The organism is Enterococcus sp. DIV0802b (assembly GCF_050543535.1).
GTDB classification, from domain to species: Bacteria; Bacillota; Bacilli; order Lactobacillales; family Enterococcaceae; genus Enterococcus_D; species Enterococcus_D entomosocium.
The window spans coordinates 3,584,882-3,607,500 of the sequence record NZ_CP172941.1; the positions used below are offsets into that span (position 1 = coordinate 3,584,882).

At 44.9% G+C, this 22,619-nt stretch carries 24 protein-coding genes (1 of these 24 cut by a window edge); 3 read left to right on the forward strand and 21 right to left on the reverse strand.

What is annotated here, in order from left to right; translation table 11 throughout:
• Positions 1 to 32: 32 nt before the first annotated feature.
• From glmU to IGJ12_RS16740, 5 genes are all read right to left on the reverse strand, one after another.
• Entirely contained in the window at positions 33 to 1,406 is a 1,374-nt protein-coding gene (glmU, locus tag IGJ12_RS16720; protein WP_034871957.1) for a bifunctional UDP-N-acetylglucosamine diphosphorylase/glucosamine-1-phosphate N-acetyltransferase GlmU, read from the reverse strand.
• 177 nt (positions 1,407 to 1,583) lie between these two features.
• Entirely contained in the window at positions 1,584 to 2,408 is an 825-nt protein-coding gene (gene purR, locus IGJ12_RS16725; protein WP_008381701.1) for a pur operon repressor, read from the reverse strand.
• A gap of 151 nt (positions 2,409 to 2,559) precedes the next feature.
• A complete protein-coding gene (locus IGJ12_RS16730) occupies positions 2,560 to 3,390 on the reverse strand; it encodes a metal ABC transporter permease (RefSeq protein ID WP_005230272.1) in 831 nt (276 codons plus the stop codon).
• Entirely contained in the window at positions 3,363 to 4,043 is a 681-nt protein-coding gene (locus IGJ12_RS16735) for a metal ABC transporter ATP-binding protein (RefSeq protein WP_005232967.1), read from the reverse strand. The genes IGJ12_RS16730 and IGJ12_RS16735 overlap by 28 nt, the downstream gene beginning before the upstream one ends.
• 12 nt (positions 4,044 to 4,055) lie before the next feature.
• Positions 4,056 to 5,003, reverse strand: a complete 948-nt coding sequence (locus IGJ12_RS16740) for a metal ABC transporter substrate-binding protein (protein WP_034878800.1) — start codon at positions 5,001 to 5,003, stop codon at positions 4,056 to 4,058.
• 306 nt (positions 5,004 to 5,309) lie between these two features.
• On the opposite strand from IGJ12_RS16740, the gene IGJ12_RS16745 reads away from it, so the two are divergent.
• Complete coding sequence (locus IGJ12_RS16745) at positions 5,310 to 5,489, forward strand: hypothetical protein (RefSeq protein ID WP_005232965.1); 180 nt, start codon at positions 5,310 to 5,312, stop codon at positions 5,487 to 5,489.
• A 179-nt stretch (positions 5,490 to 5,668) separates the two neighbouring features.
• On the opposite strand, the gene ispE is transcribed toward IGJ12_RS16745, so the two are convergent.
• Positions 5,669 to 6,520: a 4-(cytidine 5'-diphospho)-2-C-methyl-D-erythritol kinase gene (gene ispE / locus IGJ12_RS16750; protein WP_086298909.1), complete on the reverse strand. Its 852-nt coding sequence runs from the start codon at positions 6,518 to 6,520 to the stop codon at positions 5,669 to 5,671.
• A 175-nt stretch (positions 6,521 to 6,695) separates the two neighbouring features.
• On the opposite strand from ispE, the gene IGJ12_RS16755 reads away from it, so the two are divergent.
• Positions 6,696 to 7,103, forward strand: a complete 408-nt coding sequence (locus IGJ12_RS16755) for an Hsp20/alpha crystallin family protein (RefSeq protein ID WP_034871953.1) — start codon at positions 6,696 to 6,698, stop codon at positions 7,101 to 7,103.
• A 56-nt stretch (positions 7,104 to 7,159) separates the two neighbouring features.
• Here the strand turns inward: IGJ12_RS16755 and IGJ12_RS16760 are convergent, their stop codons facing one another.
• From IGJ12_RS16760 to IGJ12_RS16770, 3 genes are all read right to left on the reverse strand, one after another.
• On the reverse strand, positions 7,160 to 7,915 hold the full coding sequence (locus IGJ12_RS16760; protein ID WP_086298910.1) for a DUF6681 family protein: 756 nt from the start codon (positions 7,913 to 7,915) through the stop codon (positions 7,160 to 7,162).
• 8 nt (positions 7,916 to 7,923) lie between these two features.
• Positions 7,924 to 8,358, reverse strand: coding sequence for a hypothetical protein (locus IGJ12_RS16765; protein WP_005232960.1), 435 nt, complete (start codon positions 8,356 to 8,358; stop codon positions 7,924 to 7,926).
• Positions 8,359 to 8,539: 181 nt separating this feature from the next.
• Complete coding sequence (locus tag IGJ12_RS16770; RefSeq protein WP_005232959.1) at positions 8,540 to 9,091, reverse strand: hypothetical protein; 552 nt, start codon at positions 9,089 to 9,091, stop codon at positions 8,540 to 8,542.
• A gap of 124 nt (positions 9,092 to 9,215) precedes the next feature.
• Between IGJ12_RS16770 and IGJ12_RS16775 the strand changes: the two genes are divergently transcribed.
• Entirely contained in the window at positions 9,216 to 9,728 is a 513-nt protein-coding gene (locus IGJ12_RS16775; protein WP_005232958.1) for a type 1 glutamine amidotransferase domain-containing protein, read from the forward strand.
• A gap of 137 nt (positions 9,729 to 9,865) precedes the next feature.
• Here IGJ12_RS16775 and IGJ12_RS16780 read toward each other — a convergent pair whose 3' ends face one another.
• The 12 genes from IGJ12_RS16780 to rpe form a co-directional block, all read right to left on the reverse strand.
• Positions 9,866 to 10,165 carry a hypothetical protein gene (locus tag IGJ12_RS16780; protein WP_430619221.1) on the reverse strand — a complete coding sequence of 100 codons (300 nt, stop codon included), beginning with the start codon at positions 10,163 to 10,165 and terminating at the stop codon, positions 9,866 to 9,868.
• Between the two features lie 175 nt (positions 10,166 to 10,340).
• Positions 10,341 to 11,489, reverse strand: coding sequence for a mannitol-1-phosphate 5-dehydrogenase (locus IGJ12_RS16785; protein WP_142437285.1), 1,149 nt, complete (start codon positions 11,487 to 11,489; stop codon positions 10,341 to 10,343).
• A 22-nt stretch (positions 11,490 to 11,511) separates the two neighbouring features.
• A complete protein-coding gene (locus IGJ12_RS16790; RefSeq protein WP_016608326.1) occupies positions 11,512 to 11,949 on the reverse strand; it encodes a PTS sugar transporter subunit IIA in 438 nt (145 codons plus the stop codon).
• 15 nt (positions 11,950 to 11,964) lie between these two features.
• Positions 11,965 to 13,737, reverse strand: coding sequence for a PTS mannitol transporter subunit IICBA (locus tag IGJ12_RS16795; RefSeq protein ID WP_086332817.1), 1,773 nt, complete (start codon positions 13,735 to 13,737; stop codon positions 11,965 to 11,967).
• Between the two features lie 327 nt (positions 13,738 to 14,064).
• Entirely contained in the window at positions 14,065 to 14,487 is a 423-nt protein-coding gene (locus IGJ12_RS16800) for a PTS sugar transporter subunit IIA (RefSeq protein ID WP_430619222.1), read from the reverse strand.
• Positions 14,488 to 14,499: 12 nt separating this feature from the next.
• Positions 14,500 to 16,530 carry a BglG family transcription antiterminator gene (locus tag IGJ12_RS16805; RefSeq protein WP_244732780.1) on the reverse strand — a complete coding sequence of 677 codons (2,031 nt, stop codon included), beginning with the start codon at positions 16,528 to 16,530 and terminating at the stop codon, positions 14,500 to 14,502.
• Positions 16,511 to 18,259 (reverse strand): PTS sugar transporter, encoded by a 1,749-nt coding sequence (locus IGJ12_RS16810; protein ID WP_430619223.1) that lies wholly within the window; start codon positions 18,257 to 18,259, stop codon positions 16,511 to 16,513. Before IGJ12_RS16810 ends, IGJ12_RS16805 begins: the two co-directional genes overlap by 20 nt.
• A gap of 69 nt (positions 18,260 to 18,328) precedes the next feature.
• On the reverse strand, positions 18,329 to 19,690 hold the full coding sequence (locus IGJ12_RS16815) for an NlpC/P60 family protein (protein ID WP_301388489.1): 1,362 nt from the start codon (positions 19,688 to 19,690) through the stop codon (positions 18,329 to 18,331).
• A 184-nt stretch (positions 19,691 to 19,874) separates the two neighbouring features.
• Positions 19,875 to 20,384 (reverse strand): rod shape-determining protein MreD, encoded by a 510-nt coding sequence (gene mreD, locus IGJ12_RS16820; protein ID WP_008381673.1) that lies wholly within the window; start codon positions 20,382 to 20,384, stop codon positions 19,875 to 19,877.
• A 2-nt stretch (positions 20,385 to 20,386) separates the two neighbouring features.
• Positions 20,387 to 21,244 carry a rod shape-determining protein MreC gene (gene mreC / locus IGJ12_RS16825; RefSeq protein ID WP_005232949.1) on the reverse strand — a complete coding sequence of 286 codons (858 nt, stop codon included), beginning with the start codon at positions 21,242 to 21,244 and terminating at the stop codon, positions 20,387 to 20,389.
• A 142-nt stretch (positions 21,245 to 21,386) separates the two neighbouring features.
• Positions 21,387 to 22,019 carry a thiamine diphosphokinase gene (locus IGJ12_RS16830; protein ID WP_016612034.1) on the reverse strand — a complete coding sequence of 211 codons (633 nt, stop codon included), beginning with the start codon at positions 22,017 to 22,019 and terminating at the stop codon, positions 21,387 to 21,389.
• On the reverse strand, positions 22,020 to 22,619 hold the 3' portion of the coding sequence (gene rpe / locus IGJ12_RS16835) for a ribulose-phosphate 3-epimerase (protein ID WP_005232947.1). Its footprint extends 54 nt past the window's final position; 600 of the gene's 654 nt are visible here — the last part of the coding sequence; its start codon lies beyond the right edge, outside the window; it ends in the stop codon at positions 22,020 to 22,022.

Sequence of the window (22,619 nt, forward strand, 5' to 3'; positions counted from 1 at the left end):
TTTCCTTAAGAAATCAAGTCATTTCGCTATTTCTAATTTAGATAAGGTAACTTTTTCGCGTAATCCGCTTTATTTTCCTGACGGGCGCGGGCAATCGCCATACTGTGTTTAGGAACATCTTTGGTGATCGTTGAGCCAGCAGCGATCATCGTTTCCTCTTCGATGGTCAAGGGCGCAACCAGATTAGACCCGGAGCCGATAAAGCAATTGTCCCCGACAGTCGTTTTGAATTTGCTCTTGCCGTCATAATTAACAAAGACTACACCGCAGCCGACATTGATGTTTTTGCCTAAGGTTGCATCACCGACATAGGACAAGTGTCCGACTTTGGTGCCTTCACCAATTGTCGCATTTTTGATTTCCACAAAGTTACCGATATGGGCATGGGCCAAAATTTCCGCATTGGGGCGAAGGTGGGCATTGGGACCGACATCGGCGCCATCATGAATGATGCTCTCCTCGATCGTCGATGCCTTGATCGTCACTTGGTTGCCGATCTTGCTGTCTTCAATTTCAGAAGCTGCCGTAATGACACAGTCTTCTCCGATCGTCGTCTGCCCTTTGATGATCACACCGGCTTCGATCAAGGTATCTGAACCAATCACAACGCCTTCGTCGATATAAGTCGTCGCCGGGTCGATCAAGGTCACGCCGTTTTGCATGTGTTGACGGTTGATCCGCTGGCGCATCAAGCGATTGGCTTCGGCTAAGGCGATGCGGTCGTTGACTCCTAAAGATTCATGGAAATCTTCGGTTTGATAAGCAGCGATGATTTTGCCGTCTTCCTTTAAGATCTCGATAATATCAGTCAAGTAGTACTCCCCTTGAGCATTGTCCGTATCTAATTTTGCCAAGGCGTCAAATAACAATTCATTGTCAAAGCAATACGTGCCTGTATTGATTTCTTGGATCAGTGCTTCTTCGGTCGACGCATCTTTTTGCTCGACGATTTTTTCCACGATGCCGACATGATCCCGTACGATCCGGCCATAGCCCGTTGGGTCTGCCGCTTGTGCCGTCAAGATCGTTGCCGATGCATTTTTCCCTTGATGGTAATCGAACAAGTTATTCAAGGTTTCCGTCGTCAATAACGGCGTATCCCCACTAATTACTAAGGTCGTGCCTTTTTTGCCCTTTAAAAATGATTCGGCTTGAACGACAGCGTGACCGGTACCTAATTGTTCGGCTTGTAAGGCGTAATTGGTGCGATCCCCCAGTTGCTCCTTGACCATTTCCGCCCCGTGACCAACGATCGTCACGATCTCTTCAGGATTTGTTTCCACCACTCGGTTCATGATGTGCTCCACCATTGGCTTACCGCAAACCGGATGTAACACTTTATATAACTTCGATTTCATGCGCGTGCCTTTTCCAGCCGCTAAAATTATTGCAAAACGTGCGTCCACGTATTCCACTCCTATCAATCTGAACGATTTTTGTTCATTGAATTTCCTATAAACAGTTTAGCCCAAGTACTTGTAAATTTCAACGATTTAAGGAATCCCCACCTAGACCAATCAAAAAAAGACTGGCAGCCGCCGTTCGAAAAACAGCTGCTTGCGCCAGTCTAAGAGCCACAAAAATCAGGCTTTTTTCTCAAAATAATTTCCCGGTACTACCGAGATCGTTTTGGTCTGGGTATCGACATCTTCAACATACAGCAGAGAGCTGTAATCGCTGATGGCCCGCTTGCCTTTGAATTTCGTTTCGGCAAAAACCGTAATACCGACTAATTCGGCCTCAAATTCTTCAATCAAGCTCTTCATTCCATTGACCGTGCCGCCGCCTTTCATAAAGTCATCGACCACCAATACTCTAGAGCCGCGCTTTAAGCTACGTTTGGATAATTCCATTTTTTCGATCCGCTCTGAAGAACCAGAGACATAATTGACACTCACGGTCGAGCCTTCAGTGATCTTGGAATCACGACGCACGATCACGAAGGGAACATTCAAGTAGTAAGAGACTGCTTGAGCGATCGGAACTCCTTTAGTAGCAACGGTCATCACCGCATCGATTTGTTCGCCTAAATATTTGGAAGCGATGATGCGGCCGACTTGGCGCAGCAATTCCGGTTCGCCCAATAAGTCAGATAGATAGACATAGCCGCCAGGCAACAAACGGTCTTGCTCAGACAAGCGTTTTGCCAGCCCTTCAACGTACGCATATGCTTCTTCTTCAGAAATTTCAGGCACAAAAAAAACACCGCCAGCAGCGCCTGGCACGGTATCAAGAATGCCTGTTCCTCGTTCTTTAAAGGTCTTTTTGATAATAGATAAATCTTCGCTAATCGATGATTTTGCAGAGGCATATCGTTTAGAAAAGAAGGACAATGAAATCAATTCATGGGGATGATTCAACAAGTAATGTGTCATATCGATCAGTCGTTCACTTCGACGTATTTTCACACCGGACAACTCCTTTAGTTTATTCGCCTTATTATAAGGCTTTTTCGGGATAAATGCGAGCATTATCTGAAATATTGCTTATATCGTTCGGTTTTGATTAGAGTTTAAAAAAAAGAAACGAAAATTCTTCGTTTCTTTTTCATAAAGCCCTTTATTTGAGGCGTTGTTTTCGTTGCACGAGGATCACGATGCGTTTGATCAAATTGATTACTAAGAAAAGAGCGATAAAAACCAGCGTGATCGTCGCTCCCGGTGGTGTGTCCAAATAAAAGGAACTGGTCAAACCAGACATCATCCCAATCATGCCGATCACGACACTGATCAAAATCACCGCGTTGAAGCTTTTGCCTAAACGCATACTGATGGCAGCTGGTAAAACCATGATCGCAGAGATCAGCAATGCACCCGCAATCGGGATCATCATGGCGATTGCCACCCCCGTCAAGACATTAAAGAGCATCGACATCACTCGCACAGGCAAGCCATCGACATGAGCGGTATCTTCATCAAAGGTCAAAATGTACATGGGCCGTTTGAATAAGAAAAATAAAGCAAAAACGACTAAAAACAAAAAGCCTAAGATCCAAACTTGCTCTTGTGTGATCGTAACGATCGACCCAAACAAATACGATTGGATACTCGTTGCGGAGTTTCCACCGCTAAGGTTCATCAAGACGAGGGCTAACGCTAAACCGCCGGACATCAAAATGGCGATCGAAATCTCTGAATAACTGCGGTACAGTGTTCGCAAGTATTCCAAAATGATTGCGGCAATGACTACGATCAATAGCGTCGTCAAACTCGGATTTAGATTTAGAAAGAAGCCTAGTGCCACCCCTGCTAAAGAGACATGGGACAGCGTATCAGCCATCAATGACTGTCGTCGAATCACCAGAAAGACCCCTAGCATTGGTGCGATACCAGCAATAAAAATCGCCGCAAGAAAAGCTCTTCTCATGAATTCATATGAAAGCAGCGCCATGGTGAATCCTCCTTCCGCACTAAACGGATCTGACGGTCCGCATATTCTTTGATATCTTCGTGATCATGAGTGATCATCAAAATCGACTTGCCGTGGTCATGAGCATTGTGCCGCAGCAGTTCATAAAACAGATTGCGGGATTGTTCATCCATCCCCGTAGTCGGTTCATCTAAAATAAATAAATCAGGATCCGTGGCAAAGACCCGTGCCAAGCTGATCCGCTGTTTTTGGCCACCGGACAACTCACCGATCCGTTTATGACGCACGTCCCACATCCCGACGGCATCTAATGCACGGCGGACATGTTCATGGTCTCGTTTCGTCAGTCGCTTGAACCAACGATCTCTTGGGTAGCGGCCTGATTGGACCAATTCCAAAACGGTGCTGGGGAACCCGACGTTAAAGGAAGCAATCTGCTGAGGAATGTAGCCGATGCTTAATTTTTCACCAGCTGCATTCTTGGTCGCCAAGGTGACTGCACCTTTAGAAGGTTTCAACAAACCAAGGGTTGCTTTGATCAAAGTAGATTTTGCCGCCCCATTTTCGCCGGTCAAAATCACGAATTCGCCGTCTTCAACAAAGTAAGAAATGTCTTCCAAGACGGGCTCATCATCATAATAAAAGGTCAAATCTTTTACATCGATATAACGCACGCAGGCGCCTCCTTAGTGAATACTTTTTTGTAATGCTGCCAAATTGTCTTCCATTACAGACAGGTATGTTTCGCCGTTATCCATCTGCTCTTGCGTCAAGCTTTCTAATGGATTCAAGACCGCTAACTCCACGCCCGTTTCAGAGGCTAAGGTCTCAGCCACCTTCGATGAGGCATTTTCTTCAAAATAGATAACTTTGACTTGTTTTTCTTCCACATATTCTTTCAGCTCAGCCAACCGACTTGGCGTTGGTTCTTGATCGGGTGAAATGCCCGAAATCGATTCTTCGACTAAATCATACTGCCGTGCCAAATAGCCAAAGGCTGCGTGCTGCGTAACGAAGGTTCGTTGGGTCGCATCCTTTAATGCCGCTTGGTAGGCTTCATCTAAAGCAGAAAGCTTTTCGATATAGGCAGCCGCATTTTCCGTAAAGGTTGCCTTTTGCTCAGGAAACTTCGCAATCAGGTCATCGCGGATCGTTTCTACTTCTTGGATCGCTAAGACTGGGTCAGTCCAAACATGAGGGTCATACGTATGATCATGGCCTTCATGGCTGTCTTCGTCCTCGTGACCATGCTCTTCCTCTGTGCCTTCCACCAACTGAATGTTTTTGGCCGCTTCAATCACTGCTGTTTGCTCAGGATCGACGGAATCCGTCAAACTAGCAACCCAAGTTTCTAGCTCAGGACTATTGTAGACAAAGGCATCTGCATCCATAATTTTGGTCATATCTTTGGCACTTGGCTCATAGTCATGAGGTTCTGTTCCTGCAGGGATCAGCAAGGAGACATCCGCTGCCTCACCTGCGACTTCTTTCGTAAATTCGTACATTGGGTAAAAGGTCGTGACGATCGACAGCTTTTCTGCGTCACTCGATTGACTTGTCGCTTCTTGCTGCCCACAAGCGCCAAGAAGCACGCCCCCTAAAAGGAGTGCTGTAGTAAGTAAGATTTTTTTCATCGGGATTTCCCCTTCCATTTGCTGGCTCATCTTTTTATTTTAAAACGGAACAACTCCGTTTTGTTAGCAAAAGTTACTCTATCAAATGATTTCCGGTTCGTCAAGACAAATCGTACGTTTTACGATTTAAAACTTTTATTTCGAGATAAATCGGAAAACATAGGAGAAAACGTTCATTTGAAGCGGATTCTTCTCTCGGGAACATCGTCTTATTTTACACCGTTGGCCATGCGATTCCTTTGTGATAAATTGAAAAATTAGAGAGTAAGTAGGATAATAAGCTAAAAGCACTTGGAGGAAACGAAGATGAACGAATTTGTAACTGTGCCGCCAACTGTAAACAACAGCGAACTGCTGAATCGAATCGATTTACCAGAAGATCCTGCATCGCAGCAAACCGAAGAAATCCGCAAAACGATCGACAAACCATTGTATGAAGAAGACAAAAAGAAAAAATCCGCAAAGAAGCAGCACCAAAAAGAATAGCCTTTGCTTTAGGTAAAGAATCAGACCCCGACGTCTTTTTTTCGTCGGGGACTTTTGTGTAGGGCAGCTTCTAGATGCTTCCTCCCTACCTCAGCTGCCTTATTCTTTACTATTGAACTGGATTTTATAGAAGGAATGCAAAAAAACACAGGCGAATCCAGCCTGTGTCCTTGACTCATTCATTTCAATGTACGTACAAGATAAACCTCGTCGCAGAACCCTTTTAAGGCATTGTAGACCCGCTGTGCCCGTGAATATTTTTGACAAAGAGCAAAAACAGTCGGTCCGCTGCCGGTCATCAAGGCAACATCGGCACCATATTTCATCATGCGATCTTTGATCTGTTGGACGATCGGATACTTCGGGATCGTGATGGCTTCTAGGCTATTGCCCATGGCAGCGATCATAGCCGAGTAGTCTTCGGCTAAGACGGCGGCAGACAATGCTGCGATATCTGGATGGTGCAGTTGGTCTAGCTCGACTTCTTGAAAGATTTTCCCCGTTGAAACACTCAGACGAGGTTTGACTAAGATGACCCAACATTGCGGCATCGGCCGCAGCGGCGTCACCAGCTCCCCTTTTCCTGCAATATGAGCAGTGGTCCCATACAGACAATAGGGAACATCAGTACCAACTTCCATACCAATATCGATCAGCTCTGCCATGGAAAGATCCAAGTCCCAAAGGCGAACCATCCCCCGCAACGCTGCCGCACAATCCGTACTGCCACCCCCTAACCCAGCTGCCACCGGGATATTCTTGGTGATGCGAATGCGGATGCCTTTTTTGATACTATAGCGTTTTTTTAAAATACTGGCGGCCTGATAGACATTATTGCGTTTATCAATTGGTAAAAAAGCTTTGTTGGTTTCTACAATGATCTTATCTTCTGCTATCTCTTCCATTATCAGACGGTCGGCTAGATCAACACTAGACATCACCATTTCCAACTCATGGTAGCCGTCTGTTCTTTTCTCTAACACATCGAGACCGAGGTTGATCTTAGCTGGCGCTTTTTCAATAATCTCCATCTTCATTCATCCAATCATCTGATAGTTATTTAGTTCTATCATAGCAGATTCTTATAAGATAGTTGAGTGATTTCTCTTGTTTTTATGATTGTTGCCATTTTGGTTGCCCTTTGGCTTGGTTCCTCGTAAAATAGAGGTACCAACTCAATGGATAAAAGAAAGCGGGGGGAACCACATGGCAAATTTGATTCCAAGAGATTTAGCAGGCGGCGAAGAACTATTAGGCAAATTAATGAACAGTTTTTGGCAAGAACGACAAATGAACACGGACATTAAAGAATACGAAGACAAGTATCTCGTTCAAGCAGATTTACCCGGCATCAAGAAAGAAAACATCCGCGTCAGTTACGTCAACAATACCTTGACGATTTCAGCGGCTCAAACGGAGACCACTGAAACCGAGGATGATTTCGGACATTATTTGCGCAAAGAACGCTCCAGCAGTGCCTATCAACGGACCTTCACCATCACAGACATTGATGACGAGTCCATCAAAGCAGTGTTTGAAGACGGCGTTTTGACCCTGACTTTACCGAAAGCTAGCTACAAAGACGCACCTGCAAAAAACATTCCGATCGAATAACCGAGATACCAAAAAGGCAGTCCCTTCAGAGAACGCTCTGGGGGAACTGCCTTTTCTTATTTGCGTGCTTGTCGTCGATATGCCTGTCTTGAGGTCTGTGGTTCTTCTTCGGAGACCTCTTTTTTGACGTACAATTTCAAACTGTAGGGTTCATGGTATTTGACATCATTTTTGACAAAATCACCGCCAGTGATAAATAAGCCCACTGGCTCTAAAGGTTGCTTGCCGGTCCATTGAATCGTGCCGACTTTCGTCATCTCCGTGTAGCTGGTCCCGATCTGCAATACGTACTCGTTTTTCCCTTGCTGTTTGACAAAATAGTAAGGGTACAAGGTATTTTTCGGGATCGTAAAGCCGTTGGATGACGGTTTGATCGCCAATTCTTCTTGAGCGATCAAGGTCTGCAAATGATTCGCCAATACCAGCTGATAGTCTTCTTCAAAATCGATCACCGCTTTTTCAGTCGTCAAACGATCAATGTCGGTGGTGCTGATAGTTTCCCCTTCAATATTGAAGACTTCATCCGGCAAGACTTTGACAAAGGTCTGAGTGACATCGAACTTCATATTTTTATTCAAGAAATAATAGAAGATATTCAGTACCCAAAAATAGACTAAGACCAAAAAGCCGATCGTATAAAGGATCGCTTGAAAATAGTTTTGGTTCGCAAACATTCCATAGACGATCCGCAAAATATACGCCGTTGGAATGATACTGAGGATGGTATAGGCGCGATTCAAGTATTTGGGACTGATGTCAAGATAGCCCAAAAATTTGTGGATGCCGTTGATTAAATCTAAAATAAGCGTCATTTTCTCACCTACTCATTTCCTTGATTCTCATCCATGATCCCTTGTGGATCTGGCGTGGTTTCTTCACTTGAAGAAGGCGTTTCTTGATTGTTTTCCGGTGTCGCCGGTGAAACACTCTCATCGCTTGATGGTGTCGTTTCTGTCGGCACCGAAGAAGACGGGGTCGTTTCTGGTGTTACTACTTCACTGCTGGATGACGGTGTGGTCTGCTGGTCATCGTTCGTCGGTTGTGAGTCCGTGCTAGCAGGTGTTTGATTTTGACTGTCTTCCGTTATCGAAGACGGTGTGCTTTCACTTGGTGCTTGTTCGGTCGTTTCTGTCGTTTCCGTCGCACGACTTGGTTGGCGGTAACTGCCTGAATTCACCACGCCGGTGGCAGTGGCAATGATCGTTGATATCGTTAAAAGTGCAATTGGTTTTAAAATAGGCGGGACTTTTCGCATGATTCTCATCCTTTTCTTACCCGATTCTGCCCATCGGCAGTCTCGGTTCCTTCAGCCTCTTCTTACCTTTATAATCGTTTCTGACAAAAGGGTCAAGATTCCCGAGGCTTCTGTCGCAGGATTTAAAAAAAACTAAACATGTAACTGTTTTCACAAAAAATAACGACGACAGTTGCCGCCGCTACACAAGGTATTCATAAAACTTTTCAAAGGTCAGGTGCAACGTGCCATGGTAATCCCGTAAAAGGGCGGGCAATGCGATTACTTCTTCATGTTGGATCGGGGCATCGATTTGAATCACCGCTTGCTCATCATCCAGATAGTAGGAACTAAACAGCTCATCATCGGTGATTTCTTCTAATTGATTGGTCAGCTCTTCATAAAACTTTTCTACGATCGGTTCTGCCAACTCATCAAAGACCGGCTGCAAGGCTGCCTCTACAGCTGGAAAAGGCTGTGCGAGTAATTGCTGTCCGCTGAGGGAACGACGGGTATTCTCATAGGTCAAATAAAGCAGGTCGAAATAATCCTCTTCTTCCCCGATCGCTTCTAGCGTCAAAAGGGCTTTTTCTACCAATGAAACCAAGGCCGAGGATACTTCCTGATGCATCACCGCATCAACTTTTTCAAATAATTGCTGTTTCTCGATGACAAATGTTTCTTCCATAAAAGTGAATTCCGCTTTTTCAAAGCAAAGGGGAGTATCAGAGATAAATAGTTGGATCGTTGCCATGGCGTTGCCTTCTTTCTTTTTTAAGCTGCGGACAAACAGATGATTTGTCAACAGCGAAAATCTTCGTTAGCATAAATAATAGCAGGTGAACAAATTGTTCATCAAGTAATAAGGAGGAGATCGAATGAGTAAAGTTGCTGTTATTGTCACTGATCTAGTTGAAGATGTTGAATTGACGTCACCAAAAGAAGCACTGGAAGCGGCCGGACATGAAGTAGTCGTTATTAGTAATGAAGGCACCGAGACCGTAAAAGGCAAACAAGGTGGAACGTTTCCCGTCGATGCGGCCATCGATACGATCGATCCCGCCAGTTTTGATGCTTTGTTGATCCCAGGCGGTTTCTCCCCTGACCAATTACGGACCGATGAGCGCTATGTGTCATTGACGAAAGACTTTTTGACATCTGATCGTCCCGTCTTTGCCATTTGCCACGGCCCACAACTGTTTATCCAAACAGGACTGACGAAAGATTTGACCTTGACGGCTTATGATTCTGTGCGACCAGATTTAGCCTACGCAGGTGCCACTGTCAAAGATGAGCCCGTCGTGATCGACGAAACTTATCGGTTGATCACCAGTCGGAACCCAGATGACTTAGATGCCTTCAATCAAGCCATTACTGAGGCATTGAACTAACCTCGAATAAGACGTGGTTTCTTTGATAGAAAAAAAGCCGCCAGTTGCAGCGTTTGATCCTTCGTATCGATCGAGCTGCAGCTGAGCGGTTTTTTCTTGCGTAGCTTTTCAGTTTTCAGTTCATGGCTCGTTTCCTGTTACTCGTCAGAGGGCAGCTCAAAACCATCGAAGGTCTCGCCATCATAGTAGCGCAATAATTCTTCCGTCGATAATAAGGAAGACGTCATTTCTTCCTGCGCCTCATTGACCTCTCGAAGTTGGGCAAGGTAAGCCGCGTAGGCTTCTGCCAACTGCCGATAAACAGCTTGCCGCGAAGTTCCTTCCCCTTGGATCGTCGGCAATTCACGGATAAAGTCCCGATAGACGGGGCGGTTTTCCTGCCATTCGATCGGCAACTCAATTACTTGAAGCTGGGCTTCTTCAAACCATCGTTCCATTGCTCTCCCTCATTTCTTTTCTTATTATCGTCAAGTTGGCAGCAAAGGTCAATCGGTGAGCAAAAAAACACAGAACAAGCGTTGAAAGAAATTGACCTATCCGCAAAAGCTCGCTTGTTGGGCTAACTTTTACGGATGCGGCAATTTATCTGCTTGTTCTGTGTTTTACTCGTTTTTATGCGGCAACATACGCATATTTTTCAATGTTTTGTCGGATCGTTTCAATCATGTCTTCATCACGCAAGCCAGTGATTTCTGCAATGACTTCCGGTAGTGATTTTTCATCCAAAAGTGCTTGTAACTGTTGGCTTTGCTCATCTTCAGGGTCTTTGTAATTGAAGATCATGCCGATCGTTTCATAGAGATGATCTGGCTGCATGTTGCGTTTTTCTAACTCAAGGACTGGTCGGATAAAGCGTTCTTCGGTCCCTAATTTGCGGACAGGTGTCCGTGCCACCCGAGTGATGGCATCGGAAATGTGCTTGTTTTTAAAGCGTTGGATGATTTTTTCGATATACCGTTCATGTTCTTCAGGATCAAAGGCCCATTTCTCAATTAAAAGGCGGCCAGTTTCTTCGAGAACGGATTTTAATTGGATCACCACTAAATGATCCTGCATCGCTTCATCGATCGTCTGATAGCCTTGGAGGGCGCCTGTGTACGCTACCGTGGCATGACCCGTATTGACACTGAATAATTTCCGTTCAATATACGGTTCCAGATCCGCCACATAATGGACCCCTTGCAGATGGATCGAGGATTTCATCCCAGACTCTTGGATCACCCATTCGCAGAAGGGTTCTACTTGAACGAATAAGGGATCTTCATGGTGCTGCAGCGGTACGATGCGATCCACCGCTGCATCTGGAAAACCAACCGTCGCTTCCAACGCTGACCAATCCGCAACGTATTTTTGCACTTCGCTTTTTAAAAAGGTCGATCCGCCGATCATATTCTCACAGGCGATCACATCAATGGCTGGCTTGTCTGGGTGTTGCTGACGTGCTTCTAAGCCTTTGGCGATCAGCTCAGCGATATGCGGCAAAATGTTGGGACCAATGGCGGTCGTAAGGATGTCTGCCTCGGCGATCGCTTGGATCACCGCTTCTGGTTCTTTGGCATTGTTCAATCCTGTCACATGCTCGATGTGGATCTGTTCTTGGGTCTCATCGGCTAATTCGATGGTATACCCTTGTCTTGCTTTTAAGGCGTCAATGATCGTTTCATTGACATCAATAAATGTGATTTCAAAGTTGTTGGCAGCCAATATCTCGCCGATAAAGCCGCGACCAATATTACCTGCACCAAAGTGAACTGCCTTCATGTCTTGTCTCCTCCTTAAATCCTTATGCTACGGTCAAACTTTGGGCGATTTCTTCTTTATCCAAAGCATCCGCCAATTCGACGACGTTATCGATATCACTGCAAAAGAGGGCGATTTGTTGGACCAATTGCAGATGATCTTCCCCTTTGCCCGCGATGCCGAAAAGAACGGTGACGATTTTTTCTTCGTCCGCGGTACCGAAATTCACGCCATCAGGCACTTGCACGATACAGATACCTGATTTTTTGACGTATTTTTTGGCTTCATCCGTACCGTGAGGAATCGCAATAAAGTTCCCCATATAGACTGAGAGCATCTCGTCACGCTCAAGCATGGCTTCGACGTATTCTTTTTCCACACAGCCTGCCGCCAGCAGTTTTTCGCCGCAGTAACGAATGGCTGCTTCTTTGGTCGCAAATTGTTTGTTCAATTCAATCATGTCTTTTTCTAATACTTGCATTCGGCTCATCCTTTCTTAATTCGCTGCTTTGATCGATGCCACGATCCGTTGATAGTTCGTCGTTCCCATCAGATTATTAACGGATAGATGGATCGCTTCTGGCGCTGAGGTTTGCGCTTGCGGCGTTAAGGCTTCTTTTGTGATCACCAGGGAAGAGGCGTTGGCATGGAGATCATTGATATGGCTTTTTCTGATTGGCATCGTCAGAGATTCTTTGGCTAAAAGATCTTGGAAGACTTTCTGAGCCATCGTTGCCGAACCTTTGCGGTCATCGTGGGCCAAAATGATTTCACTGACTTGCTTAAGGTCATTGGCGGAAGGAACATCTGCCTGGTTGCCTGCTTCAGACTTTTTTTCTGACTCCCCCGCTGTCTTCGTCCCTGACAATGTAGCTACGATTTCATCGTAACGTGGAGAGTTCAGGAAATTCTCAACCGCGACGAAGGTCGCATTTGGCGCTTTTTGTTTGGCACGTTCTTGCAATTCTTCTTGAGTAACGATCAGCGTATTGGCATCGTCCGTCAAATTGTTGATGGCGGAATTCGAAACATTTTGTGGAAGACCCGCTTCTTTGACTTTTTTACGTAAGATCGATGCCCCCATAGCACTGGAGCCCATGCCTGCATCACATGCGAAGATGATGCGATTGATGCCAGTCATTGGTTGAGCCGCCAAACCTTTGGCGCTGAGTTTTGCTGCTTGCGTTTGTTGTACTTTTTCTTCAAAATTATCCACCGTGTCCTTCGCATCCGCTTTCAAGATTGCGGCAGCGACGATAAAGGATACGCCTGCTCCTACGGCAATTCCGGCTAAGACAGAAACAACACTCATCACCGAGTTGAATGGCGTCATTGCTAAGATCGCAATGATCGAACCTGGGGAAGCAGGTGCTCGTAAGCCTGCACCTAACAATTGGAAGGTAAAGCTTCCTGATACACCGCCGGCAATCACTGCTAAGAACATCAATGGTTTCATCATGACGTATGGGAAGTAGATCTCATGGATCCCACCGATAAAGTGAATGATGATCGCTCCAGGTGCCGAAGATTTCGCTGCTCCTTTTCCGAAGAAAGTGAAGGCTAGCAAGACTCCTAAACCAGGTCCAGGATTGGCTTCTAATAAGTAAAGAATTGATTTCCCAAATTCGCTGACTTGCTCAGTACCTAGTGGTGTCAAAATTCCATGGTTGATGGCATTGTTTAAGAATAAGATTTTTGCTGGTTCAATAAAGATATTAGCTAATGGAATCAAGTGGGCATTGACGATCACTTCTACCCCTGCTGCCATTGCTTCTGTCAAGGTATTAACAACTGGCCCGATTGCTACAAAGCCCAGTAATGCTAAAGCAAAACCGATCAAACCTGATGAAAAGTTGTTGACCAACATTTCAAAGCCAGCGCGAACTTTGTCTTGGAAGATCTCGTCAAATTTCTTGATGACCCAACCGCCTAAAGGACCCATGATCATTGCACCCAAGAGCATTGGGATATCCGTTCCGACGATGACCCCCATCGTTGCGATCGCCCCAACCACGGCTCCGCGGTCACCAGCAATCACTTTCCCGCCAGTATACCCGATCAAGATTGGGATCAAATACGTTAGCATTGGACCGACCATCGTTGCAAAGGCTTCATTTGGTAAATACCCATCTGGAATAAATAATGCCGTTAATACACCCCATGCAATCAATGCGCCGATATTTGGCATCACCATACTCGACAACGTACTGCCTAATTTTTGAACTTTTGCTTTGACTGATGATTTGGCTGCTTTTTGTGTCTGTTCCATTTTTTTCTCTCCTCTCGTCTGCTTACACCCTTATTGTAGGCGCTTCCCAAAAAGCTCGAAAGTCGTACTTTGGCACAAAAAACTGTGCCAAAACTTGTAGCCAAACAGACAGAACAAAAAAACACGAGTAGCCCCTACACTCACTGGCTTTTTGTTATGTTTCACGTGAAGCATTTCTATCTGGTTTTGCCAAAACACAAAAAAAAACGTGTACTCGCTCCTTCTACACAAGGTAGAAAGAGCGAGCACACGGAGGCAGCTCATTCACTCATTTCGTTCGCTTCTCTTGTTACAAGCCAGTCTGCTGCTGATTGCTTATTCTTCTGCTCACAAAATCTGTTGGATCTCTTCAACCGATTCGGCATCACTAAGCGCCCGAACATTCTGCATATCAGAACAAAAAAAGGCGATTTCTTGCAAAACAGCTAATTGCTGCTCTTTTAGGACGACTACGAAAAGGATCGTAGCGATTTTGGGTTGCTCCTTCGTGCCGAAGTCGACGCCATCCGGCACTTGGATCAAAAAGAGCCCTTCTTCCTTGATCCATTGCTGGGCTTCTTCTTCCGCATGGGGCAATGCAACAAAGTTACCGATGTAAACACCTGTTTTTTGATGGCGCCGCAAAAGGCTTTTGACATAAGGTAAAGAGACGATCTCCTGGTTGACTAAGTACTCGCCAATTTTTGTCAGAGCCTCTGTGGCATCGGTAAAGTGTTGATCCAACAAAATCCGCTCCTGTGGAATATACATCGCTGATCCCTCCTATTGTTTTACTTCTTCAATCAAGAGCGAAGAGAGTAACTGATAAATAATCGAATCATTGCCGGAATTAAAAATCTCCGTATTTAGATCATTCATAATGATCGAACCACTGATCTTCCCTAACATCTGAGAGCTTGTTTCATTGATAGGATAGGGCGCCAGCATGACTAATAAACGGGTAACAGCGATCTCTTTTTTATCCATCGCTAGAAGTGGCAGCGGCTGTTTCAAATCGAAAATACGAAAAACAGGTTGCAGGATCGCCGAACTCGCCGCGTGAAACAAGGCAAAGTGGGTGTCAGGAATGCCCACTGGCGCTTGGAAGTAGCGCCGTAAGAGACGATCAACAACTTTCTCACGATCCAAAACAACATGTGCATCAAAAGACGTCAGCACCAGCTGCAACGTTTCTTCCAAGTCCGCTGGGTTATCAATCGCCTGCACTTGAAACAGCGCCAATAGCTGGTTAATAGCTTCGATAAAAGCCAAGACCGCTTCATAGGATTCCTCTTTGACCAAAGCAGAGGGCGCTTTTTTGGCGGAACGTTTTTTCTGACTAATGGCTTGGAAGGCCTTCTTCAACTCTTGAATGTCTTCTTCTAGCAGGATCGGTGAAACGAGTTTGTACTCTCCTTGATACCCTGGCAGCAATGAAGTCGAGATCACCAAGTCATAGGTCTCCTCGATATTTTCCCGTTTGACATCCCCCACTCGAAAGAAGGTGATTTGATTGATAAAGGGAAAATGTTTCCGCAGCTGCATCTCTAACAAACTGATGGAGGCTAATCCGCTAGGAGAGATTCCTGCAATATTGACTTCTAACACTTTCGGATTTTTTTCCAACGAATTGGCAAAATGTAGGACCATATAGGCGATTTCTTCTTCCGAGAACTGCTGCTGCGGAAAGACCTGCGGCAGATGATTACGAATCCCGCTGGCGATTTCGACATACTGGTTCATGATTTTTTCTAGGATAGGGTTGTTCAAATGATCTTCTTCTAAAATCGCCCGCGTCATTACTCCTGAGATATGGGTCAGCAGCATTTTATACAAGTTCGTGTCTTCATAAAACGCCACTTCTGTTTGCTCACTGACCAATTCGATCAAGCGTTTTACACGATAAGCCAAGTCGGTATCAAAATTGTCATCAAAAAAATCACGGTCAAAGGAATTGGCAAAATCACCTAGTAACACGGCAAAAAAGACGATTTCGTTGATGGAATAAAGCAGTTTGGTCTTTTCGGCGATCTGAGCAAAAATCTTTTTCGCCACCTTCAGCAAGTCTTTGTTGATCTGACTCGGGTACGTCTCTTCTTCCACCGTATAGCCCAAAGCTACCCGATCCATGGCTAGCGCCAGCATCAAGACGATAAAGGCTAATTTGCGGTCACTAAGTTCCTTGAATTGGGGTTCGATGGTTTCCCGAATCAACCGCTGGGCTAGCAATAGATGGTCGCGGGACAGAAATTGAAAAATAAACGGGGCTTCATCATCGGTTTCCAGTAAATGGAAAAATTGGTATTCATTGATCTCCATCACTAGTGTATTGGCTGTGATCAACCGCCGATACTTTTCGGAGCCTTCGATCTCATACCCTTGATTGCGCACGATCCTTAACGGCAGCCGTGCGAGACTCTCTTCAAGCTGTTTGATGTCTGAAAAAAACGTCGTATTGCTGATTTGGTAACGCTCCAAGAAAAAATGACTGGATACAGGCTTCGTGGCGGTAGTCAGTTGCAACAAAATACGGTGTTGCCGCTCACTAGCCGCGAATTCTTGATCGGTATCTGCCATAATGGCTTCTTGTAATTGGCGAATGCTCGTTTCTGATGCAAAAATTTGGAAATGACCACGACCGACCTTTTCTAAGGTAGCATCTACTGTTTCCAGGGATTTTTCTAGATTAGCCAGTTCACGGTACACCGTTCGTTTACTGACTTTTAAGACTTGCATCATGCGATCTAAAGAAACCGGACCGGTACTATTCATCAATTCCGTTAATAAAAGTGTTTCACGATTGGTCAAAAACATAGTCGACTCCTTCTGTCAGTAACTGACGATACGCATCTGTCGTCAATAAATCATCCACCACCAGTAAAGGAACATCTGGGATCGGGCACTTCTCTGCAAGTTCTTTCGGGAGGATATAGATTGCCGTAGGATCAAGAGCTTGTCCTTCATATGCCATTTTTTTGATGGTCAAAGGAAGCGCTTGTTGGCGGGCCATTTTTCTTAGTATCTCCACTGCCATCGTTTGTGAACCGCGTTTTTTTCCAGTATACAAAAAGATGATCGTTGAAAACCCTAGCGAACTTGCTGCCTCGGTTTGCAGCGATTTTTGCGGATCCTGTTCTCTTCTTTGTAATTCTTGGATCAGCGGGGCATACTCATCTGCCGCCAAAAAATTATCTAACACATAATGCTGTGCGTGTGGTGTCTGCTTTTGGGCAATAGCTACTAATTCCCGTTGGGTGATCACTAACAGCTTGGGATCATCCGTCACACGATAAATCGACTGATAGCGGACAGGAAACGTTAGCTGGGCTTTTTGCAACTGTTTTTTTAGTATGCTGGCACCAATCGCACTGGACCCCATCCCTGCGTCACAGGCCACGACGATCTCCGTGACTTTCTTCATTTTCGGCATCTTACGCTCCTCATTTTCTGTATTGGTCTTCCGTTTTAATAGCACACTAGCGATCGCAAACGATACGACCGTACTGACGACAATCCCAGTTAAGACACCAAGGATCATAGAAGCCGGTGTATTGAGTAAAATCGCCAAAATCGAGCCCGGGGACGCCGGTGCTCTCAAGCCTACTCCTAAAAATTGGAAGATCAGTGTACCGCTGAAACCACCAACGATCGGACCGAGCAACACCCAAGGATCGAGCAGAACAAACGGGAAATACACTTCATGAATCCCACCAATAGCCTGCACAAAAATGGATGCTGCGGCATTCGTTCGGTTTCGCTTTGAACCAAAGAAAAGATACGCCGCTAAGACCCCTAATCCCGGACCGGGGTTGGCCTCGATCAAAAATAAAACCGACTGACCGTTAACTGCCGCGGCTTCGATTCCTAGCGGCGTAAATAGTCCATGGTTGACAATATTATTAAAAAACAAAACCTTCAATGGTTCTACAATGATATGAATAAAGGGCACGACGTTTTGCCGAACGAAATAATCAACGAGCTGATAGCTGCCGAGACTGAACCAATTAAAAAGCGGCGCCAATAGGAAGTAACTGCCTAAAAAAAGGAGTCCGCCAAACGCACCTGCAATAAAATTGCGCACCAGCATCTCATAGCCACTTTTGACTTTGCTCACGATCGAATCACTGCAGTACAATAGCCAGCCCGCTAGCGGTCCCAGCAGCATCGCCCCAAAGACCTGGGGAATATCGGTTGCGAGAATAGCCCCTAAGACCGCCACTGCTCCTACGACCCCACCGCGTTCAGGCGCCAACATTTGCCCACCTGTATAAGCAATCATGAGGGGCAGCAACACAGTCAAGACCCCTTGTTCCATTTGCTGGATCACTTGTTGATCGACTGAGAAAAAAGGCAACAGGAATGAAATCAGCATCCACGCAATAAAAATACTTAAATTCGGCATCATCATGCGAGAAAGATAATTCGTATAAAACTTAACCGTTATCATTTTTTCTCTGGAAGACGAGGTCTTGTTCATTTTATCCGCTTCCTTTCTCTTCTCTATTATAAGATGTTCTGGCAAGACTGAAAACAAAAAAAGCATACGTTTTTTAAAACAGAAATCAAAAAAAGCTGACGTAAAACGCCAGCTTTTGAAATAGCTTCAATTGATTTAGTTTACGCGCACCGCGAAATCTGGTGAGTAATAAGAGTAACTGCTGACAGAAACATTTTGACCAGGTGTTGGTGCATGAACGTATTGTCCGTTACCCATAGCGATCGCCACGTGGTGTGTGCTTCCGCGGCTACCCCAGAATAACAAGTCACCGGCTTTTGCTTCGTTGATCGAAATTACCGTACCGGAAAATTCTTGTGCGTAAGTTACCCGTGGTAATGAGATCCCAACTTTAGCAAATACATATTGTGTAAAGCCAGAACAGTCAAAGCCGTCTGGTGTCGTACCACCCCAAACATAAGGGGTACCAATGTATTTCATTGCTTCTGCTACGATTGCTGAACCATTGACCGTTTGTGCGGGTGCAGGAGTACTGCTTGAACCGTTGCTGCTATTATTTGATCCTTGGTTGTTATTGCTATTGTTATTATTGGCAGGTGTCGATGGTGTCGTATTTGCTGAACCGCTGCCTTGTGATGAACTGCCTTGCGTAGTATCAGTCGTCGTACTAGAATTTGTTGTGGCGCTTGATGTCGTTGAATTCGACGTTGAAGATTCGCTTGGTGCTGCTTCCTGAGTAGCTGCTTCAGCTGCTGCCGCTTCTTGAGCCGCTGCTTCTTGTGCTGCTTGTTCACGAGCTGCTGCTGCCGCCGCTTCTTCTGCAGCGATGCGAGCTTGTTCTGCTTCGTATTCTTCTTTTTGTTTTTCTAAATCAGCTTTTTCATCTTCTTTAGATGCTTGTTGAACAGCCAATTCCGCTTGCAAAACATTCAAATCAGCTTGTTTGGCTTGTAGATCCCCTAATTGTGTTTCTAATTCAAATTGGTTCGCTGCGATCTCTGCCAATTTATCGTCGTTTTCCGCTTTTTTCGCTTCAACTGCTTCTTGGTCTGCTTTTTGTTGATCCACAAGATCTTTGTTAGCATTGACGATCGTCGTCATTGCTTGCACACGGCCAATAGCATCTGTTAAAGAGTCAGCTTCTAATACTGCATCAATAAAGTTCGTGCTTTGTCCATTGACTTGAACGTCACGAGCTTGTTTTTGGATCGCTTCTTCACGCTTTTCGATTCTGACTTTCAAATCGGCAATTTCTTGCTTCAACTTTTCAGAATCCGCACGCAAATCCCCTTGCTGTTGCAACAAAGTTTGGGCTTTTTCATTGATTGCAGCCACGTCGCTTTCAAGTGCTGCTACTTGTGACTGGATGCTCGCTTGCTGGTTTTGCAAGTCAGAGATCTCTTGATTTTTTTCTTCAATTTTATTGTCAAAATCTGATGCAAAGACAAGTGTCGGTGCTGCTGCAGAAGTAAGAACAATTGAACTTACTAACAATAAAGATAAAATTCGCTTTTTCACTCTTCATTCCTCCGGCTGTTGCTTCCCTAATATGGTTTTTTTATGTATAAATGCTTAAGAATACCTAAAGTCCTTCACGATAGTGTGATTGTAACACAGCCGTATGTCAGAGAGATAAAAGGAATATTACAAAAACATTTCAATCGCTGTTATTTTTATACAGTCAAACGCAAAAAAAATGAAGCTATTCGTCTTTGAATAGCTTCATGAATGGAACAACTAAAAGGATAAACAAAAGGATGTTCAATAAAAGCGTTGGTGCTAGAAAGCGGGAAACAAAGAATGACGTGCTAACTGATGCGATCTTAAACAGCAATTGAACCCCCAATGTCACAACTTCTAAGCTGGTAACAAAGATGATCATTCCGAAAAACATGGTAAATACATTTTGATAAAGCGTATTTTTCAAAATATACATGATCCATACGATCAAGGGAAACGCCACCGTGTAGATGCCGATCACACCGACATAATACACGTCATAGAGACAGCCGATCACCAGCGCCGTGGTGATCAAAAAGTTTTTCGGCAAATACTTTGCGCCACATAAAAGGGCGATCAATAAAAGATGCGCACTGGCGATATAATTGTCTTGGGTCCATTTTTCCAAAAAACGCGTCAGTTGTCCATCTGCCAACATCATCAAAAAGAAGACGCCCGCTGCCAGGTATTTGATGTAGTCATGCTTTTTCATGGCTATTCCTCACCTGCCAAGCGTTTGATAATCGTTACTGCTTGAATATCATACATTTGGGCATACGGTTTTACAAATACTTGGGTATCAAGACCAAACTCATCTTTGGTGGTACGGATCACTGTTCCGATCGCTAAGTCGGCGGGCGAGTTTCCTCCTAATCCAGAGGTCTGCACGACATCGCCTTCCTTCAGCTCATTGTCCCCCGTCAATTGGGTAATGACTAAGGAACGTTCTTTTTGATCGTAACTACTTAGGATCCCAAAGTTTGACCCATCTTCGCCGCTGATCCGAACCGGATAATGGTTGGAATTCTGGTTTTCAGAAGTCAAAAGTTCAATTTTAGAAGAAGCTGCATTGACCTCAATGACACGACCAATCAAGCCTTTTTGCGACATGACTGCCATGTTGACCTCAACACCATCTCTTGAGCCGCGGTCCACGATCAGCATATCTTGCCAAGTATCAGGTGACCGATTGATGACATTGGCGGAGATCCGTTCATAATTCGTCAAGGTTGCATTCAGCTCTAGCTCTTCTTTCAAGGCATCGATTTCTCTTTGCGCATTGTCCTTCGCTTGTTCCAGTTCCTCAAAACTGTCCAATTTCTCTTTTAAACGTTCATTTTCTTCATAGGTCACAAACAAATTTTTGACTGAATTGGCACCATTTTCGATCCAACGAAAAGGAGCGGTAATCATTTTATCGATAAAGCCAACGGAGTCATTGACCGTAGATTGCACGGCATTGGTGGAGTTTCCCGCTGCTCGGCGGGCGATCGTCACGCTTAATACGGTGACAACTAAAATCACAATAATCAATGTGATGATAATATTTTTATTAGGATTAAACTTTTTCACAAAGACACCTCAAATAATTCCAAACTGTAGTTCCAATTTTACCATTAATACCCTGCAAACAAAAGCTAAGTTGTCCGTCTTAATGTTTTTTTTGTAATTAAGTTTCTGAAATTTTCAACAAAAAAAAGAGACGTTCCGTCTCTTAATCACAACTTTGAATGACTGCTATCATCCCGCTGCTAAAGGAAAAACCTGCTGTTTGTGTCAGAAATTCATTGCTGGCATAAGAAGTTGGGTACGGTACTTGGACGTTTTCTAATAAATACTTGCTACCTGTTAACGTCAAATCTGTTACCGGCGTCAAACAGCAATACGCCAAATACTGCATCCCAGGTTCTTTTTCCAATTGATAGGTGCCTGGTAAAAAGAACTGAACGACATTTTGACGATCTAAAAAACGCAAATTTGGGGCAAATGGACGAAACCGATCTTCTAAAACTAACCACAGATTGGCTAAAAGATGGTCAAGGCGTCCCCCCGTTGCACCAATCACGTCGATTTGCGCTTCTGGATAAAGACGCAACGTCTCAACCAATGCCAATTGAGTATCTGTATCATCTTTTTCAGCAGGGGCTTGGATCACTGTCTTAACTTGTTGTTTGACCGCTTGCAGTTCTGCTGCGGTCAGGGAGTCGAAATCACCGATTGCCAGATCGACTGGCCGTTGGTGCTGAAGCAAAAACAGGGCCCCACGATCAATTCCAATGTATTTATCATACGCCATCAACTGTGGCCAATTTTCAGGACTTCCACCTGCCGCTAACAAAATCTTCATTTATTGCAAAGCTTCTTTCAAGGCTCTGATTTGCGCCGCAGGTTCATCGGCATCGTAAATATAGCTTCCTGCTACAAAGACATTTGCGCCTGCTTCCAGGCAGCGTTTGGCTGTCTCAGGAACGATCCCGCCATCTACTTCGATATCATAATGGTAGCCTTTTTCTTCTTTTAAAGCAGCCAACGCCGCAATTTTTTCCAGTGATTCTTCAATAAAGGATTGCCCACCAAACCCTGGATTGACCGTCATAACTAACACTTGATCACACATGGATAAAACATGTTCAATGGCTGAAACTGGTGTGCCTGGGTTGATGACGATTTCTGCTTTGACATTTTCTGCCACAATCATTTGGATCGCACGATGGATATGAGGCGTTGCTTCCGCGTGGATACCAATAATATCTGCTCCAGCTTCCGCGAAGGCATGGATATACTTTTCTGGCTCGGTGATCATTAGATGAACATCCAACGGCAGCTTGGTAACTGGGCGAATCGCTTTAACGATGTTTGGGCCTAAGGTAATATTAGGAACGAAATGACCGTCCATCACGTCTACGTGAATGTAATCTGCGCCATGGCGCTCTACCAGCTCAATGTC